Annotated in this window: 14 protein-coding genes; 5 read left to right on the top strand and 9 right to left on the bottom strand. The window is 32.0% G+C overall.

Going from position 1 to position 17273, the window contains the following annotated elements:
• The first annotated feature begins 194 nt into the window (after positions 1-194).
• The 4 genes from FLA105534_RS18250 to FLA105534_RS18235 all read left to right on the top strand — a co-directional run bounded on the left by FLA105534_RS18250 (position 195) and on the right by FLA105534_RS18235 (position 6363).
• Complete coding sequence (locus tag FLA105534_RS18250; RefSeq protein ID WP_173967527.1) at positions 195-1097, top strand: BRCT domain-containing protein; 903 nt, start codon at positions 195-197, stop codon at positions 1095-1097.
• Between the two features lie 75 nt (positions 1098-1172).
• A complete protein-coding gene (locus FLA105534_RS18245) occupies positions 1173-2924 on the top strand; it encodes a tellurite resistance TerB C-terminal domain-containing protein (protein ID WP_173967526.1) in 1752 nt (583 codons plus the stop codon).
• Positions 2921-4234 (top strand): ATP-binding protein, encoded by a 1314-nt coding sequence (locus FLA105534_RS18240; protein WP_173967525.1) that lies wholly within the window; start codon positions 2921-2923, stop codon positions 4232-4234. The genes FLA105534_RS18245 and FLA105534_RS18240 overlap by 4 nt, the downstream gene beginning before the upstream one ends.
• On the top strand, positions 4234-6363 hold the full coding sequence (locus FLA105534_RS18235; RefSeq protein WP_173967524.1) for a DEAD/DEAH box helicase: 2130 nt from the start codon (positions 4234-4236) through the stop codon (positions 6361-6363). Before FLA105534_RS18240 ends, FLA105534_RS18235 begins: the two co-directional genes overlap by 1 nt.
• A gap of 432 nt (positions 6364-6795) precedes the next feature.
• Here FLA105534_RS18235 and FLA105534_RS18230 read toward each other — a convergent pair whose 3' ends face one another.
• The 9 genes from FLA105534_RS18230 to FLA105534_RS18190 form a co-directional block, all read right to left on the bottom strand.
• Positions 6796-7212 carry a hypothetical protein gene (locus tag FLA105534_RS18230; protein ID WP_173967523.1) on the bottom strand — a complete coding sequence of 139 codons (417 nt, stop codon included), beginning with the start codon at positions 7210-7212 and terminating at the stop codon, positions 6796-6798.
• A gap of 164 nt (positions 7213-7376) precedes the next feature.
• Complete coding sequence (locus FLA105534_RS18225) at positions 7377-7931, bottom strand: YceI family protein (protein ID WP_246253265.1); 555 nt, start codon at positions 7929-7931, stop codon at positions 7377-7379.
• Positions 7932-7936: 5 nt separating this feature from the next.
• Positions 7937-8329, bottom strand: a complete 393-nt coding sequence (locus FLA105534_RS18220; RefSeq protein ID WP_173967522.1) for a c-type cytochrome — start codon at positions 8327-8329, stop codon at positions 7937-7939.
• A 20-nt stretch (positions 8330-8349) separates the two neighbouring features.
• Positions 8350-9192: a DUF5777 family beta-barrel protein gene (locus tag FLA105534_RS18215; RefSeq protein ID WP_173967521.1), complete on the bottom strand. Its 843-nt coding sequence runs from the start codon at positions 9190-9192 to the stop codon at positions 8350-8352.
• Positions 9193-9208: 16 nt separating this feature from the next.
• Positions 9209-9604, bottom strand: a complete 396-nt coding sequence (locus tag FLA105534_RS18210; protein WP_173967520.1) for an OB-fold protein — start codon at positions 9602-9604, stop codon at positions 9209-9211.
• A 260-nt stretch (positions 9605-9864) separates the two neighbouring features.
• On the bottom strand, positions 9865-10740 hold the full coding sequence (locus FLA105534_RS18205; RefSeq protein ID WP_173967519.1) for a COG4315 family predicted lipoprotein: 876 nt from the start codon (positions 10738-10740) through the stop codon (positions 9865-9867).
• A gap of 303 nt (positions 10741-11043) precedes the next feature.
• Complete coding sequence (locus tag FLA105534_RS18200) at positions 11044-13551, bottom strand: TonB-dependent receptor (RefSeq protein WP_246253264.1); 2508 nt, start codon at positions 13549-13551, stop codon at positions 11044-11046.
• A gap of 27 nt (positions 13552-13578) precedes the next feature.
• A complete protein-coding gene (locus FLA105534_RS18195; protein ID WP_173967517.1) occupies positions 13579-14478 on the bottom strand; it encodes a FecR family protein in 900 nt (299 codons plus the stop codon).
• Between the two features lie 50 nt (positions 14479-14528).
• Positions 14529-15044 carry an RNA polymerase sigma factor gene (locus tag FLA105534_RS18190; RefSeq protein WP_173967516.1) on the bottom strand — a complete coding sequence of 172 codons (516 nt, stop codon included), beginning with the start codon at positions 15042-15044 and terminating at the stop codon, positions 14529-14531.
• Between the two features lie 199 nt (positions 15045-15243).
• Here FLA105534_RS18190 and FLA105534_RS18185 point away from each other — a divergent pair, with 199 nt between their 5' ends.
• The gene (locus tag FLA105534_RS18185; RefSeq protein ID WP_173967515.1) at positions 15244-16263 is read left to right on the top strand and encodes a hypothetical protein; all 1020 of its coding nucleotides are present in this window, start codon (positions 15244-15246) and stop codon (positions 16261-16263) included.
• Positions 16264-17273: the final 1010 nt, after the last annotated feature.

Below are 17273 nucleotides of genomic sequence, written 5' to 3'. Positions count from 1 at the left end.
GGTTGATTTTTGTGAATCGATATATTTGAGAGAACAATATGGTTTTCCGTAAAAAAGATTGATGTTAAATGATAATATTTGCATCTAGAACTATAAATTATTTGTAATAAATTGATTTATAGCGGAATGTTAATGGATACTTAAATTAGAGTTATCAGGCAGGTTATTTAATTTAATAAGAGACAAAAATTAATATGAGTAATATAGATCAGGAAATGTTGAAAATTTACACTTCAAAATCTCAAGCAGACAAAGCAATTGGTTCTCTAAAAGGATTGTTACTAGGCATTCAGGCTGATGAAGAAGTGAACGAAAAAGAAATAATTGAGCTTAGAAAATGGGTTTCGAAGCATAAACAATTGGTTAACCGAAACCCTTTTAATGAGTTCATGACCATTATTGAAGAAACGATTTCAAATAAAATACCTCCTAAAGAAACAATCGAAGATTTGTTTTGGCTGTGTCAAAAATACGAAAGTGATAGTTATTATTATAACGCAGTAACTACTGACCTTCAAATTTTACAAGGTATTTGTCACGGTATTTTAGCAGATGGGATTATTACAGATAAAGAAATTTATGATCTTCAAAAATGGCTGGATGAAAATGAACATTTAAACACCTATTATCCTTACGATGAAATAAGGAGTCTGGTACTTTCTGTTCTTTCAGATAACAAAATAAATGAAGAAGAAAAAGTTGTCTTAATGGCTTTTTTTAAGCAATTTGTACAAATTCAGGATGATGAAGTAAGCCAAAAGATACAGGATACTACCATAGATGTAAATATTTTTGGTCTTTGTACAAGTGAGCCGGAAGTAATTTTTGAAGGAAAGACTTTTTGTATAACGGGTGTTTTGCAAAGAGGAAACAGAGAGAATCTTCACAAAGATATTATTAAATTTGGCGGAATACCGACAGATAGCATTACAAAGAAGACTGATTACCTAATAGTTGGTGACAATGGGAACCCCGCTTGGGCTTTTTCATGTTATGGAAGAAAAGTTGAAAAAGCTATTAACTTAAGAAAAGAGGGACATACTATTATGCTAATACATGAATTCGATTTTTCGGATCTTATTGACGATTTATTATAGAAAAGTTTATATTGATAAATGTAATTTTATAGTAGTAAATTTTTCGATTGTTTAATAAAATCAAATTCGCGAAGTATGGATAATTCAATTATTGATATTACAGGAGAATCTTATAGCCTTTCAAATATTTCAAAAACTTCAAACGTACCTTTTTGGGGACATCAATATGTATATTCATATTCAGAAATAAATTCGGCGACAAGCCAGCAGCGTGTTTTCTATAAGACTTTTAAATTTAATTTTTTAAATGGTATTTGTACAGATCTTGATGGGAATGACAATTATGCGTTTGTTTTGCTTTTTGACCTTTTAAAAGAATTTGATACTCATAAAAATATTGCTCGTTTAGAGAAAGAATTAAACGAATTAAAAATAAACTACCCTAAAACAAAAACGTACTGTGTTTCTCATTTTATTAAAAAATTAGAGCAACATAATTTAAGGAAAGATTCAGAGAGAATTCGCCGACAGGAAAATTACTATGATGATTATTCGGGATATGATCAGTTAAAATTAGGATTTCAGTTTAGAATCAAATTAAATCTAAGTGATGAAGATGCAGTGCTTTTAAACAACATTTGGAATCCAGCTAATAATTTTTTTAATATTGATTTTTGCGCTGTCGAAATCATGAAATTTTATTTGTCTGTAATTAAAAGATTAGATGAAAGATGTAAAAAAGATTCATCTTCTTTGCAAGAAGAACTTACTACAGTAGCTGATATTATTGCACAAAAACATTATAACTATAAGCCAGGAAGTAATAACTATAAATACTCTATAGAAACTGTTATAAATGAACTTCATTCTAATATTTTCAAATACTGTGAAAATACTGTTCGTGAAATTTTTGGGCACAAAAGAAAACTTAATGTAGATCTAACCTATATATCGAATGTTGTAAAAGAAGAATATAACGAGCGAATTATAATACGCTTGAATAAAATATTACAGATTTATGCACCAACAATTAATGAACCAGATGAAAAAACGGATTATGAATTAAATATCCAAAATACAACTCGTTGGAAAATTAAATTTGATGAATTAATTATTAATTTCAATAAAGATTCAGACACATTTATAAATGAGATTATCAATCTAGGAAATTTAAATAAAGACAATCCATCAGTAGAAAATATTTTTTACGATGCTTCAAAATTTATCGCAGCTCATAGTAAAGGAGCAGCACTTGTGTTGTACGTTTATTACATTCATTATGATTTAAAATCGGTAAAATTTGACCAGAAACCATTAGGTGTGACAGTACAGAAAACTTTATTTAAAAATGGTGATCAGTTCGATGATTTTCAAGCAATAATCAATGAATTTATACAGGATAAAGATTTAGAAAAGGCTCTTAAAGCGGTAAAAAATGTTTATACAGCTAAACGAAAAAAAATTCAATTGGATAGAAATGCTATTCAGCAGGTTCATGAAAAACATTCCGGAACGGTTGAGCTTCTTAATGAATATCTTAGAGATGAAGATGAGCAGGAAGATTTAAAAACAGAATTGGTAATTAATCCAGAACTAGAGAATCAGACTGTTTCTGAATACAGCACGATCGATAAATCTCTTTATGACAGCTTACTCAATTTTACGAAAATACAGCAAGATGTTCTTGATTCTTTTTCAAAGGCAAATTTTTCTGTTCTTCAGGCTGATTTTGAAACTTTCGCAAAATCAAGAGGGGTGTTTAAAAACCAATTGATAGAGAGTATTAATGAAGTATGTTACGAGAAATTAGATGATATTTTAATTGAAGAAGAAGAAGATTTTTATATTATTAACGAAAATTATTATAACCGAATTTTAGCAAAATGACAGAAAACATAAAACCCAAAGAAGCCACAGCAATTATTAATTCATTAATTGGAGGTGTCGTTCCTAAAATTGGTGTCCAGCATATTACGGTGGGGCGCTCCGAGGAAATTGATGCAGTTGTAAGCGCATTAGAAGATGTAAAAAATGGACACAGTATGGTTAAATTTTGGATCGGTGATTTCGGGTCTGGAAAATCATTCATGTTACACTTACTAAATACGGTAGCACTAAAACAAAAGTTTGTGGTGGCAAATGCAGATTTTACACCAGATAACAGACTTTACTCCAATGATGGAAAAGGAGTAGCATTGTATGCTGCTATTATGGACAATGTCGCTATTCAGACTAAACCTGAAGGTGGAGCATTACCAACTTTGATGGAAAAATGGATAGAGCAAGTGGTGATGAAAACGGCAGAATCGAATAATATTCAATTAGAAAATATTAGAGAAGAACAATATTTGAGTCTTATTCAGAATAACATAATGAAAACCATCAATGAAATAACAGAAGTTGGAGGTTTTGATTTTGGAACAGTTGTAATGAAATATTACGAAGGTTATATTAAAGATGATGAGCAATTAAGGAGGAATGCCTTAAAATGGTTAAAAGGAGAATATAATACTAAAACGGAAGCCAAACAAGATTTAGGTGTTAGAGAAATCATTAACGACTTAAATTATTACGATATGCTTAAAAACTTTACCAAATTGTTTGTAAGCATGGGATATAGCGGTTTTATGATCAATCTTGATGAGGCAATAAACCTTTATAAGATATCTGTTTCTGCTACAAGAGAAAAAAATTATGAAAAGATTCTGGCAATATATAATGATTGTTTTCAAGGAAAAGTAAGTAATCTTTTTTTCAATTTTGCAGGAACTAAAGAAGTATTAGAAAATGAAAGAAGAGGTTTGTTTAGTTATCATGCTTTAAAATCACGATTAGAAACAAACAAGTTTGAAACTGCAGAAATTAGAGATTTTGCACAGCCTGTAATTAAATTATTACCGCTAGATCATAACGAAATTTTTGTGCTTTTAATAAAGCTTAAAGCAATATTTGATTATAATTATAAAATATCCACAAATGTTTCTGATGAAGATATACAAAACTTCATGGAGGAAATGTTTAATAAACCCGGAGCTTCTGAATTTTTAACGCCAAGAGAAGTTATTAGGGATTTTTTAAATATTCTAAATATACTAAGACAGAATCCTGATTTAGATAAAGCAAAACTATTTGGAGAAATTGAAATTTCTGATGAAAGACCAGATACTGTTTTAATGGATAGCATAGAAGAATTGTAATGTCATTTGAATTATTATCAGAACCAATCCGAAAATATATTCGTGATAAACGATGGGAACAATTACGTCCCATTCAAAATGCAGCAATTTCGAGAATTTTAACAACCGATAACCATTATATTTTGGTATCCAGAACTGCTTCGGGAAAAACTGAAGCGGCTTTTCTGCCCATTTTATCTCAGGTTAATTTTAACGAAAAAGGAGTTCAGGTTTTATATATTTCACCCCTTATTGCATTAATTAATGATCAGTTTTATCGTGTAGAAGAATTGTGTAAAAACTTAGAGGTTAATGTAGTTAAATGGCACGGAGAAGCAAATAGAACTTTAAAAGAAAAATTAATAAAAGATCCATCAGGAGTGGTTTTAATAACGCCCGAATCTCTGGAAGCTATGCTTTCAAATAAACCTTTTAACGTAAAGCATCTTTTTTCGAACCTTAAATTTGTTGTTATTGATGAAATTCATTCTTTTATTGGATCGGGAAGAGGCATACAATTGAAGTCTATTTTATCTAGATTACAGGATTTAAATGAAAATCAATTTAGGCTAATTGGACTTTCAGCAACGTTGGGAGATTATGATGAGGTCAAGAAATTTGCTGGTACCACCGTGCCCACAATAGTTTTGAGAGATAAAGCATCAAAAGAAATTGAAGCTAAATTTAAATATTTTAAAAGTACGGGATCTGATTTACCACTAGATTTATTGAAGGATTTATATCTTGAAACAAAAGATAATAAAGTTCTTGTTTTTCCCAATAGCCGTGGATTGGCAGAAGAAGTAGCTGTTAAATTAAAAAAACTTTCTGAAAAGCTAAACGGTCATGTAAATTATTTTTCGCATCATTCATCTGTTGATAAGGAGGTTAGAGAATATGTAGAATATTTTGCAAAAAGTAACAATAGACAAAATTTTTGCATTTCCTGTACTTCAACTTTAGAACTCGGAATTGATATTGGTTCTGTTGATCAAGTGGTACAAATAGATGCAACGCACAGTATTGCATCATTAATACAGCGTATAGGAAGAAGCGGTAGAAGAGATGGTGCAAAAAGTTTGCTTTATTTATATGCAACAGATAAATGGAGCTTATTGCAGTCATTGGCTTGCTGGGAATTGTATAAAGAAGGTTTTATTGAGCCAAAAGACACAATGACTTTAGCGTATGATCTTTTACTACATCAGGCGTTATCAATAACAAAAGGAAATTCAGGCACTAATTTTAATGAATTAGTTAAACGATTAAAGCAAAACTTCGCATTCAATGATATTGAAAGTATAGATATTGAAGAGATTTTAAACCATTTAATTGCTATTGATTTATTCGAAAAATTAAGAGATGAAGTTATTATAGGAATTGAAGGTGAAAAAATCGTGAATAACAGAGATTTTTACAGTGCCTTTACTATTGAAGATAATTTTAAGGTTGTTAATGCAGGAATAAAAATAGGTGAAATTCCATTAACGCCGCAAATTAGAGAAGATGAAAATATTTTATTAGCAGCTAAAATCTGGAAAATTATTTTTGTCGATTTCAAATCAAAAAAAATCGAAGTTAAACCTGCAAATGATGGTAAAAAAACTCTTTTTTTTGGTGGAAGCGGAATGGTGCATCCCAGTATTAGAAATAAGATGTTTGAAATTTTATACGATAATCAAGTTTTTACAGAGCTTTATGAAGAAGCTTCAGACGAGTTAGGTGTGATGCGAAGTGATTTTTCTGTTTTTGATATCAAGAATATAGAGTTGGAAAGACCATTGTTGACTTCAGAAAAAAAACTCGTATTCTACACTTTTACAGGTACTAAAATAAATAGAACATTACAATTTCTTTTTAAATTTTCTGAAATAAAGAACTCATTAGATGATAGCATAAGTTCATTCGATATTTATGAATCTAAAGATGATTTTTTGGATAAATTAAATTTCATAACTTCAAATGTGGATGTTATTGAGGAAATTATAACAGAAGAATTAGAAAAAAATCCAGATTCCTTAATTACATCAAAATGGGGTATTTACTTACCAGTGAGATATCAAATAGAATGGATGAAGCAAAATTATTTTGACATAAAACAGACTCAGGAATTTTTACTTAGTATTACTAAAATTGTAGATAATTTGTAATGATGTATTTTACAATAAGCAGGAAAATTTAAAGATTTATATTTATCATGAAGTGAAAAGGAATCTGATTATAAATTTGGGAGATTGAGAAACTATGAAAAAAAATGGTTAATCTATTGGGGAAAAGATTGCTTGATTCTTTGAAAGTAGATATTAATATTGATAAGCTTCAACATTTTGAAATTGATGGTTTCGAAATTGACATTCAGTAAATAGAGGGTTTAATCAATGTAAATAACTTGATCGATTTTGATGAAACACCATCAATATTGATGATGATTGTTCATGTCCTGTAAGGGCGAAAGCCTGCGTCCAAAAGCTTATCTTGTCTTAATATGATATTTTTCAGAGCAAGTGAGTTTTATTAAAGCCTTTCTATTAGTCGTAGGGCTACGTTTAAGCTATTTGGAAAAAGAGGTAATGAGTTGAGGTTTACAGATTCTGAAATTTTACCGGGTTACTCGTAGTAAAATGCTTTAGAATTTTTTTAGGTGCTCTGATGACCTCTTTGCGAATAGAATCAAACCATTCGACTTCTTTAAGGAGTTCTGCACAGCATTCGTTTTTAGAATTAAAAAAGTAACTTTTAATATTGATCTTGTCATTCATAAAACAATATTTCATCTCAACAAAAAAATGTTCTGTAAACATTAGGTTTTTATGACAGATCAGTACATATTTTCCTTCCTGCAGATCGAGCTGTAAAGAATTCAGTTTTTCTCTTGAAAATCCATTTTGAAATAAAAAACGGTATAGTAATCGTAGCGTGTAGGAATTGTACGCGGCCTTTTCCATAATCATAACATCGTTTACATCTTCACCGGTAACAACATAATTTTTGCAGATCATTTGAATTTTATTTGAGTTAGTAAAAAAAGAGGCCAGCTAAGTATGAAACTGACCTCTGGTCAATAGTCATGTTTAATAATCTTTCAAAGTAAAAAGTTATAGGGGTAGTAAATGTTGAATTGGGGAATTCTACTTACTAGTTAAGCCTGATCTGTTGAAATGGATTATTTAACTAATGAAAAATTGTAGGTAATTTTGATCTTGTCTGCAATTTTCTTTCTGACAAGACTTGGTATTTGGATGTCAAAATCTTCTGGTTTGACTTCAAATGACCCCACAGTACTAAGTCCATTGGCTGCTTTGGATATTTTAATGATTACTGTTATAGGTTTTGTTTTCCCATGAATGGTAAGATCGCCTTTTAGAGTGAAGTTTTTGGGAGTACCGGTAATTTTAGAAATGTCAAAATCTTCTAGTTTGCCTTTTAGAGTTGCTTTTGAAAACTTTTCGGACTCCATATAATTTTCGTTGAAATGTTCCTCCATTAAAGCAACTTTAAATCGAAAACCTTTTATAAGAGCCAGAGCTGCAAAATCCCCGGTGGATTGATCTAAAATTGCGGACACACTTTTGTTTTCGGCGGCAACTTCTTCATAGGATGGCACAGTAGCCTGAAATTTTATAGTGCCTGTTTTTGTGATTACTTTTTGTGCGTATCCATTGGTGTGAATCAAAATGAGTAAAAACACTATAGATAAATTAATAAACGATTTTTTCATAATTATTAGTTTTCTTTTAGTCCGTCTGTATTCCATTTAACAATCAAATCGATATTTGCCTGTGACATTCTTCCGGCCTGAGGCATAATGCCCTGTTGACCATTTTGTAATTGAATGCGGTTCAATAAACCCGCACCTTCAGTAGCGGTTTTTACTTCTGCATAAGTGGTCAAAGGTCTGAAGCCTGCTGATCTTCCGCTTTGATGACAGCCTACACAATTGGCATCAATAATTGCTTTTACATTTTTAGAATAGCTAATAGTAACTACTGGGTTTGTTCCTGGAGTTGGAGTGTCTGTAACCGGAGGAGTTTCTATATCTTGGTAGGTATCAGAATCGCTGCAGCTTATAAGTGTTAGTGCGGCTGCTAAAATTGTAATTGCTACTGTTTTTTTCATAATTTGCTTGTTTATAGTTGTTAAAATACTCTGTATAAGTTAAATCCGAAAAAGAAGTCTCCTTTTCCCCAGTTTCCGGCGGCATTGGTTAGGTATCCACTTTCGCTCATGGCTTGTGAATTGGTAAAGATTAATTGAAAAACATGTCCTCCGGTTTCAACATCGAGACCGACTGACAATGGATTTTCATAAAAATTGGGTTTGTTAAAATTGTGCATATATTCTAAATTGACAGATAATCTTTTTGTGATTTTATAACGTCCGCCACCTCCAAAAGAAAACTGGTTGTCTCTTTCTAAGTCTGGATTGTAAAGGTTTCTATGCACAAATGAGGGTACTAGTTCTAAGGATAGTTTTTCGCTAACTTTTCTCGATATCAGCAATTGTTGTACGTAGGTTGTACGATGCTTAAATTCTAAACCTGGATATTGATCTTTTTCCAGAAATGTATTGATATCCAAAACACTGTAACCAACAATGTCTACAGGAAAGCTATTGCTTTGTCTCATCATTCGGTATTTAACTCCTGTTTCATACAATTTATTCAATGTATGTCTGGAAAGACTCACAGACAGCCAATCTGTAACCCCATAAATACCACCAAGTTTTGTAGTGGCGTTATCAAGACCAAAAAAACTGTCAAAACCGTCTTTAACGCTGCCAAAACGATGAGAGACTACAAAATAGAACTCTTTTTTCGCCGGCATTTTTGTGGTTTGTAAGGTGACCAGTTGTAAGGCTTTAAAAGTTGCTGTAGAAAAGTTTTCCTGTACCTGAGTCGAATCAAGGCTGTTTAGTAAATCATCTTGCGAATAGGCTATGGTGGCCAGGAAAAAGCAGATTGGGACTAAAAATTTTTTCATAAATGGATAAATTGATTTATTTATTAATGGTGCACTGGTCTAGTTTGACTTCTTGAAATAGTTCATCAAAGCCAATGCATTTGCCTTTAACGGTTACTTTGTTGTTCAATAATTGGTCTTTTGTTTTTTTGGTAAAAAGGCAAAAAATGTTGTTTTCAAGTATCACAACAGAATCGGTTTCTTTGGTTACTTTTCCGGTTATTTCTATTGTTTTATTGAGATATAATGAATCTGCTTTTTCTGTATTTGAGTTATAATCATGAAGTAATTTCGTTGCTGTTATACTAAATTCAGGTATTTCAGATTCTATATTGCGTGCCTCCTTAAAGACAAAACCATAATAAAAATAGAGGCCCGCCGAAATCAATACCAACGAGGCTGTAATTATAAATGCGATTCTTTTTGGGTTCATTTTTTATTTTTTTTGATAGGGTTCAGTAGTAAAACAGCTTTGATGCAGATAACCGTACCTTACTTAAAAAAAGAGGTACGAGATTCTTTAAAATTCGAGCGTAAATACAGAGCATGAAATTCTAACATTCAAACCCTAAGGTTTTTGTAATGTCGAGGAAATGATAAAGATTCAAATTAGCTCAACAGTACATTGAACTAATTTGAACAACAATAGGTTAGGTGAACCTATAAGTGAATTTGATTGAAAAAGTATGCCCTTTAGATCGCAAGTGGCGAGTCTTTTACAGGTACCGGCCAAACGGCAGGGCTTGGAAAGCTAATTCCTTTATTGGAGCCTCTTACGCTGGCATCTTGCCCAAAATAATATAAAGGCCAGCCGTTGTAAGCCAATTGAGATTTACCAAATACAGTAATTACAGAAAATTTAGATTTATCAAGAATGGAAGGGACAACTATTTTATCTGTTTCGTATATAGGCCAAACCGCATTGTTTGAGAAATCTGCTTTTGTAAAATTATTTTTCTTGAAATTATCATTTTTAAAAGTATACAGTGTCAGTCCTTTTGCATCTGTAAAGTAGGTTGTCAGGCCATCGCCAACGGTGTAATCAGATTTGTAGTTTTTTCCGTCATGTCCTAGAAGCTGACTTCTGACTACCATAATTGAATAGTCCGGTTTTGCAATAAACCAAACACCGCCAACACCATCTCCTGTTGTTTGTCCGGCAGTTTCCGGTGTATTCGTTCCATTTATACTTGGTGCATAATAATACAATGGCCATCCTTTGTAAGTCAGTTGCTTTTTACCCGATGTGGTAGTTATGGATGCAAAATCAGAGAGTGTCAATCCTGTGCTTAATTTTTCAGCGGTTAAATTATCTACATAAAATGGAGGCCACACGGCTTCACATCCACCTGTGCACGAGGCTTGTCCCTTTGCATCTGTTGCGAAAAAGTATAATGATTTGCCATCTTTATCAGAAAGATAAGAGCCTAATGTAGTGCTTGTAGAAAGAGCAATTTCTTTTTTTGCTTCCGGAGTAACAGTATTGCTATCCTTATCATTGCTACAGCTTGTAAAAAATATTGTTGCTGCAATGGTAGCAAAAGCCAGTTTAAGTTGTTTTGATTTCATTATTTTTAATTTAGTTAATATGAAGTGGGGAATATGTGTTGCATATTCAGTAAAATGTTAATTGTGGTAGCAGCAATAAGTATTTGCTTCTAACAGGCACTTCGTGCAGTAAATTTGATGACTACGAACTGTCGTAGAAAAAATATGTCGGTTGGGATTGGATTAAGTCTTTTAATAGAGTCACTTTTACTTTTTTTGATAAGATTCAATAGTAAAACAGCTTTGATAAAGTTTACCCTACCAAAGAATTGTTATTTTATTAAAAAAAAAGAAAAGTAATTTTGTTAACCTTGTTGAATAAGGTTAAAAGGAAACTCTAAAGCTCATGTTTGGAGTTCTTTGCAGCGAGAAAGTTTCAACTTCTTCTATAGAATTTGTTAAAGAACTTACTCTGTAATACTCGCTGATTTCATTTTTTCTATTTAGGATATTCAAAATAGACAAACCTAATTTGTATTGAATTCCATTTGCGCTTTCCCACTTGTAAGTAGAGGAAATATTAACTTGAGAAAAAATATGCACATTGGTATTGTTGGGTTTGTTGTACACCAATACAGGATCTGACAGATTAATTTGAGAAAGATCAGGAGAAGTTTTTGGCCTGCCGGACGACCATTTTGTACCCAGGGCTATTTTGAAATTGTTCTTTTCGTAAATTCCCGCCCACGATACCGTATGCATTAACTCAAAATTGTTAGGGAAACTTGGAGGTTCAAAATTGGAGAAATAATAATTATTATGGTTATAGGTATAACTCAGCCAGGTTAGAAAGTGATTCATTTTTTTCTGAATCAACATTTCTGTTCCCAGAACCTCATAGTCGCCAGTCATTCGAACAAATTCCAATTGATTTTGAAAGCCTTGACTGGATGTTATAATTCCGGATACTTTTTTATAGAAATTTTCTATATCCAGTAACCAGTCGTTCTTTTTGTAAAATAAATTTAAAGATATTTGTTTGCTCCTTTGAATAGGAATGGTTGTGTTGTTGGAAACGATCCAGCGCCTTTTTTCGATCCCAAAATAATCTTTTTGCAAATCAATAATTTGCTGCGAATTTTGGCTTTTTAACTCAGCCAGTAATTCTAAATTTAAACTTTTGTTGATGCCGTAATTAAACTGAATGCGGGGCTCGATACTGTATTTTTTAAATTTTTCAATGTAATTAAGGCGCATTCCTGCCTTAAAATAGATTTTGGAAAGTGTGTCGTTGTATTTTCCTTCTAAAATTAAAGCATGGGTTTTTAGCACATTTTTTACTTTGCGATAAAAATCAGGATTAGTTACTTGTTCTAAATTAGTAATACCAATCTCATTGAACTGATAACCATCGCTAAAAGTAAATTTAGAGTTAATAATATGGTTGTTCTCCAGATTAAGTCCGTTATTATTGACGGTATTTTCCTGAATTACGATCTGATCTCCAAAAGTAGTTTTTTGGTTGGCTAAAAGTTCGTAAGCAGAATTGTAAATATTGATTTTAGTTGTATTATAATTGTTCCAGTTTCTTTTCCACGACAAATTTCCACCATAATTTTGTTGGCGTAAAACATTGTTTTCCGATTTGTTCATGTTGTATACTGTAGCACTCTGAAAAACTTCGAGGTTGTCTTTAATGGTAATTAAGTCAAGTATGATTTGATCTTTATTACCTATTTTGTGCACATATTTTAATGTAGCATCATAAAAATCAAATTTTTTATCACTGCGATAATCTATATTTTGTTTGTCTGAAAAGTCTGTAATCGTAGTATTTTGAAATACTTTGTTAAAGTATTCTTTGTAGGTAGGTGTTTCTACGAAATCGGTAATCGATTTACGTGCCGAAATTTCGATAGAACTCTTTTTTGAGAGGTTGTACTTTGCATAAATATCGGCATTTATCATATTTATTCCTGCGCTAAAAGTGTTTTTTTCGGTTGTTTCAGGAGTAGAGGAAATCGCTACTACGCTAGATACACTCTCGCCGTAAAAGGCAGAGCTCCCGTTTTTATAAATAGAAATGGTATGTGCCAAATTGGGATTAAAAACGGATATTAAACCAAAGAAATGTCCAGTTTGAAACATTCGTATTCCATTCCATAAAAATAAATTCTGATCGTGTGTACCACCACGTACATTGATACTGGATACACTTTCGTCAAGACTGTTTACACCTGGAATTTGCTGCATGGTTTGTAAAGCATCCGGCTCTATAAGTCCCGGTAGAATACCAAATTTTTTAGGTTTAATCTCAAAGGATCCATCTGTGCTTTTTGAAATCCCCGAAGCTAAAATAGCACTGGCTTTAATTTCTTGAAGTTCTGTGATCTCAGGCTCTAATGTGATTTGCAGGCAGTTTTTGGAAGGGGAATTATTGACTACAATTTTTTTGGTTATAAAACCAATATGACTGATTAGAAATGTATTTTTCAGGTCTTTTTTAAACTCAAAGTAACCATTAGAATCAGTTGTAGTTTGAGTTTTGTTAAGCAGATTAATATTGGCGTTTTCAATAGGTTTTTTATGATCAGTAGAAAAAACATAACCACAAATTATTTGCGATTCAGTATCATTTTTATAAATATTAATGAATTGGTTTTCGATATTTTCAAATGACAGATTGGTTTTTTCTGTAAGGTATTGTAGTTTCTGATCTAAAGTAAGAGTTTTTTTTGGGGGATTTAGTTGTAGGCCGGTAATATTGTCTTCCGTGTAATTAAAACTTACATGATGTTGTTTTTCTATAGCTGCAATAATTTTTTTAAAAGGCACAGGTTTTTCTTTGTCTTGAGCGAAGCCGTTCAGGACAAGAAAAAATATAAAAAACAAAAAATGAAATTGTTTGGGGAGAGACATTTATTTTTCGTCAAAAATTATTTTATTGTTGGAGACTTTTTTAGCCTCTAAATGATAGGTTGTACTGATAATTTGTATGGCTGTGTTTAAATCCTTCGCAGGTAATTTTCCGGTAAATAAAGAGACCGTGTCCTTTGTGTTCAATTCAATTGTAATGTTATATTGCCTTTCAACCTCGTCTAATATCGCTCTGATATTTTCCTGGTAAAAAGATATTTGATTGTCAATCCACTCTGGTTTCATTGATTTTACGTTCAATTTTATTTGTTTGCCGTTTTCAAAATTAACGCTTTGTCCGTGGGTTAGTAGAATTTGAGTGTTTGCATAATTCACTTTTACATGTCCTTCATAACAAGCGACATCAAACTTGTTTTTTCTAACCTTAACGTTAAATTGAGTTCCAAGAACTGATACTTTTCCCAGGTTGGTCTGTACTTCAAATCGTTGACCTTTGGCAACTTTAAAATAAGCTTCTCCTTTTAATTCAAGGTGCCTGTTATTGGCCCAGTTCCATTTTTTATAACTTATTTCAGAACCGGAGTTTAGAACAACTTCAGAGTTATCAGGCAATGAAAAGGTGGTTTTCTCTCCAAAACTTGCGGTTTGAGTCTGTGGGACAAAAAGTTTCATAACAAACGTAATTCCGAGAGCTAACACAAATACAGCGGCAGCTCTAAAGATCCATTTTTTGTATACAGGAATTACTTTTGGAGTCTCTTTTTTCTGATTGAGGATGTTAGATAACATCCTATTTTCATCTAAATCATCTACTTCCAAGTGATCAGTATAATTCTTTATTTTTTGGTATTTTTTAAAATCGGGACTTGCTTCAAATTCAGCTAATTCATCCTGAGATAAATCATTGTTAAGCCATTTTGCTAATAAGCGATTTTTTTTCATTACACTGGTATTATGTTGTTAAAACAATTGAATCTAAATTTACCCTACTTCTATAAATCAATTTCTTTGCGTAAGCTTAGCAAAGCAAGATGAATACGTTTTTCAACAGCCTTCACGCTAATATTAAGCTCTAAGGCAATTTCGCTGTACTTTTTCCCGTCAATTCGATGCATCAGAAAAGCGACGCGTTGTTTTTCGTTTAAATTTTCAATGGCTCTCAAGAGTTTAGTTTGAAATTGTTTCTCCTCCAGAATATATTCCGGATTTTCATTTGTTTTATCTAAGCCAGTGAAGTTTTTCTCGTACCTCAAAACAACTTTTTGATGCGCAATTGCGTTGAGACTGCTGTTATTCGCAATCGTATAGAGGTATGATTTTGCTTTTTCAAGAGGCACTGAAGCACAATTTTGCCAAAGTTTTACAAATGCTTCCTGTGCTAAATCTTCTGCCTGATCGATATTGCCAAATTTGTAAAAAAGAAAATTGCGAAGTGCTTTTACCTGACTTTTAAAAAAAGTCGAGAAGATTATTTCGTCGCAAGTATTTGATTGGTTTTTTTGTGACATTTGGTTTTTCAGTTGTTACCTTGCAAAAGTATTTGTTTTTGGTTTAAGTAGGGTAAAAGCAAAGCCGATTGTTTTATACAAACAGGAAGTGTTGTTTTTGGTTGATAATTAATGTTTTGTAGAATCAAACGAAAGACCTTGATGAGGATTTATTAAAAAACAGTTTCTTTAATTTTGTTACCTTTGTAAAAATATAAATATGTTCCCCTTGAAAAAATATTTATCAATAGTGGTTTTCTTGTTCTTGCTGTCTTGTCAAAGCGAAATAGATGAGAAAGATAATAATGCGCAGGGAACAGTTACAAATGTTTCGCCTCTTACTACTTATTTGCAAAGGGTTGCAATGGTTCAAACCGTGCAGGATAATGTAATCGACAGGTCTAGTTATTGCACAATTAAACTTCCTTATACTGTCACTGTTAATAATGCAAAAATTGCAATAAATACAACTGCCGATTATAAAAAAGTAATAGACAATATAAATGCAAGTACATACGATGATGATATTGTAAAAATAGATTTTCCTGTAATGATGGTGTATTATAATTATATTGAAAAAAACATTCCGGCCGAGTCTGACTTCAATGCTTTAATCGACTACTGGAATCTTCATCCTGATTTGTTATCCAAAATTAATGGACTAAACATTAACTACCCTATAACGATTAATAGTTATAACAGTGCTAATCAAATTGCAAGTTCTGTTTCGATTGTTAGCGATCAGGCCTTTTTTAATTTTATAAAAAATTTGAATAGCAGTCAGTATATTTCATTAAAATATCCAATTTCGATAGCGGATTACAATAATCAAACAAAATCGATTTCTAATAATTTAGAATTCGAAAATGCTATTAAATACGCGATTGACAATGCTCCTGAAAATAATATTGTAACACTTGATTTTTCACAAACGATAACAAAGGGGGCTTGGGGGATACCTTATTTTTTTGATGACTCAGAAAAGACATCTGCTTATATTGATTATTCATTTGTTTTTAAAAGTGATAAATCTGTAGTTGCTACAAAAGGAGCGGTATCACAAACAGGTCAATGGGAAAGTACATCGCAGAATGGGGTTAGAGAAGTTAAAATAGAATTTAATTCAGAACCGCTAAGTAAATTGAATCGTAACTGGAAGCTGTTTGAGTTTAATAATTCTCAAATTCGATTACGTGATGTGAGTACTACTACCGATTATCTTTATTTGCAAAAACAATGATACTAGCATGTAGTCGTATTACAAAAGAAGTTGTAGATAGTTTAAATTAAATACCTACTTATATATAGTACCAACCCGACAGGTTTTTTCAACCTGTCGGGTTGGTTGTTTCTGTTCCTAATATATAAGGAGTGATTATGTTCAGCTGAACGAAGTCGAAGCTTTGAGGTTTGGAATTTGAGATTTGGAATTTGGTATATTTAGGAGCTTTCTCCCGCTATTGGTTTCAATCTTTTGCTTTTTAAAGGAAAAAGCAAAAGGATTTCCACTTCTATCGGGGCTAGGGGATGGGTTTTCAGAGGAAAGATCGGTCATAAAATAAAAACTTGGCGTCTTAGTGTCTTTGCGAGACTAGTAAAATCGGGCAGTTTGAAAAGATGGAACTATGGGGAAAGAGATTTGATAGGGAAAAACCTTTCAAACCTGAAAACAGTTTAATTTGTAAAAGGGGTGTTATCAGAGTGTTAAGATAAAGTTTGAAAAAAGATCAAAAATAGTTCGGTAAAAAGCTTGTAGAACTCAATAAAGTGACTACTTTTGCACCCGCAACAGCGATAGACGTTCACTGAAATACTGACAAGCAAACGAATTAAGACGAAAAGAAATTTTCAAAAAAAAGATTCTAAAAAGCTTGCGAGTAAAGAAAGAAAATTTTAAGTTTGCACCCCGCAAAACACGGGAAGCTCATTGAAAGACTGGTAGGGAGAGAAGGAAAAAAGAAAAGAAATTTTCTTAAAAAAAACTTCAAAATCTCTTGCCATTTAGAAATAAGTTTTCTACTTTTGCACCCGCTTTGAGAAACAAGCGAAACAATAAAAAGAAACACGTTCGTAGACATATTGAATTGACAGCCGTTTTAACAGAGATGTTAAAACAAAAGAATAAGAGTAAATGAATCGAGAGATTCGAAAAGAACCGATAGATAAAGCATCGCAATATAATATAAAAAATATACGATGAAGAGTTTGATCCTGGCTCAGGATGAACGCTAGCGGCAGGCTTAACACATG

It is taken from the genome of Flavobacterium collinsii (genome assembly GCF_902804485.1).
Taxonomy (GTDB): domain Bacteria; phylum Bacteroidota; class Bacteroidia; order Flavobacteriales; family Flavobacteriaceae; genus Flavobacterium; species Flavobacterium collinsii.
Note: the sequence above shows the minus strand (reverse complement) of the source record. Positions and strands in the feature narration are given on the sequence as shown.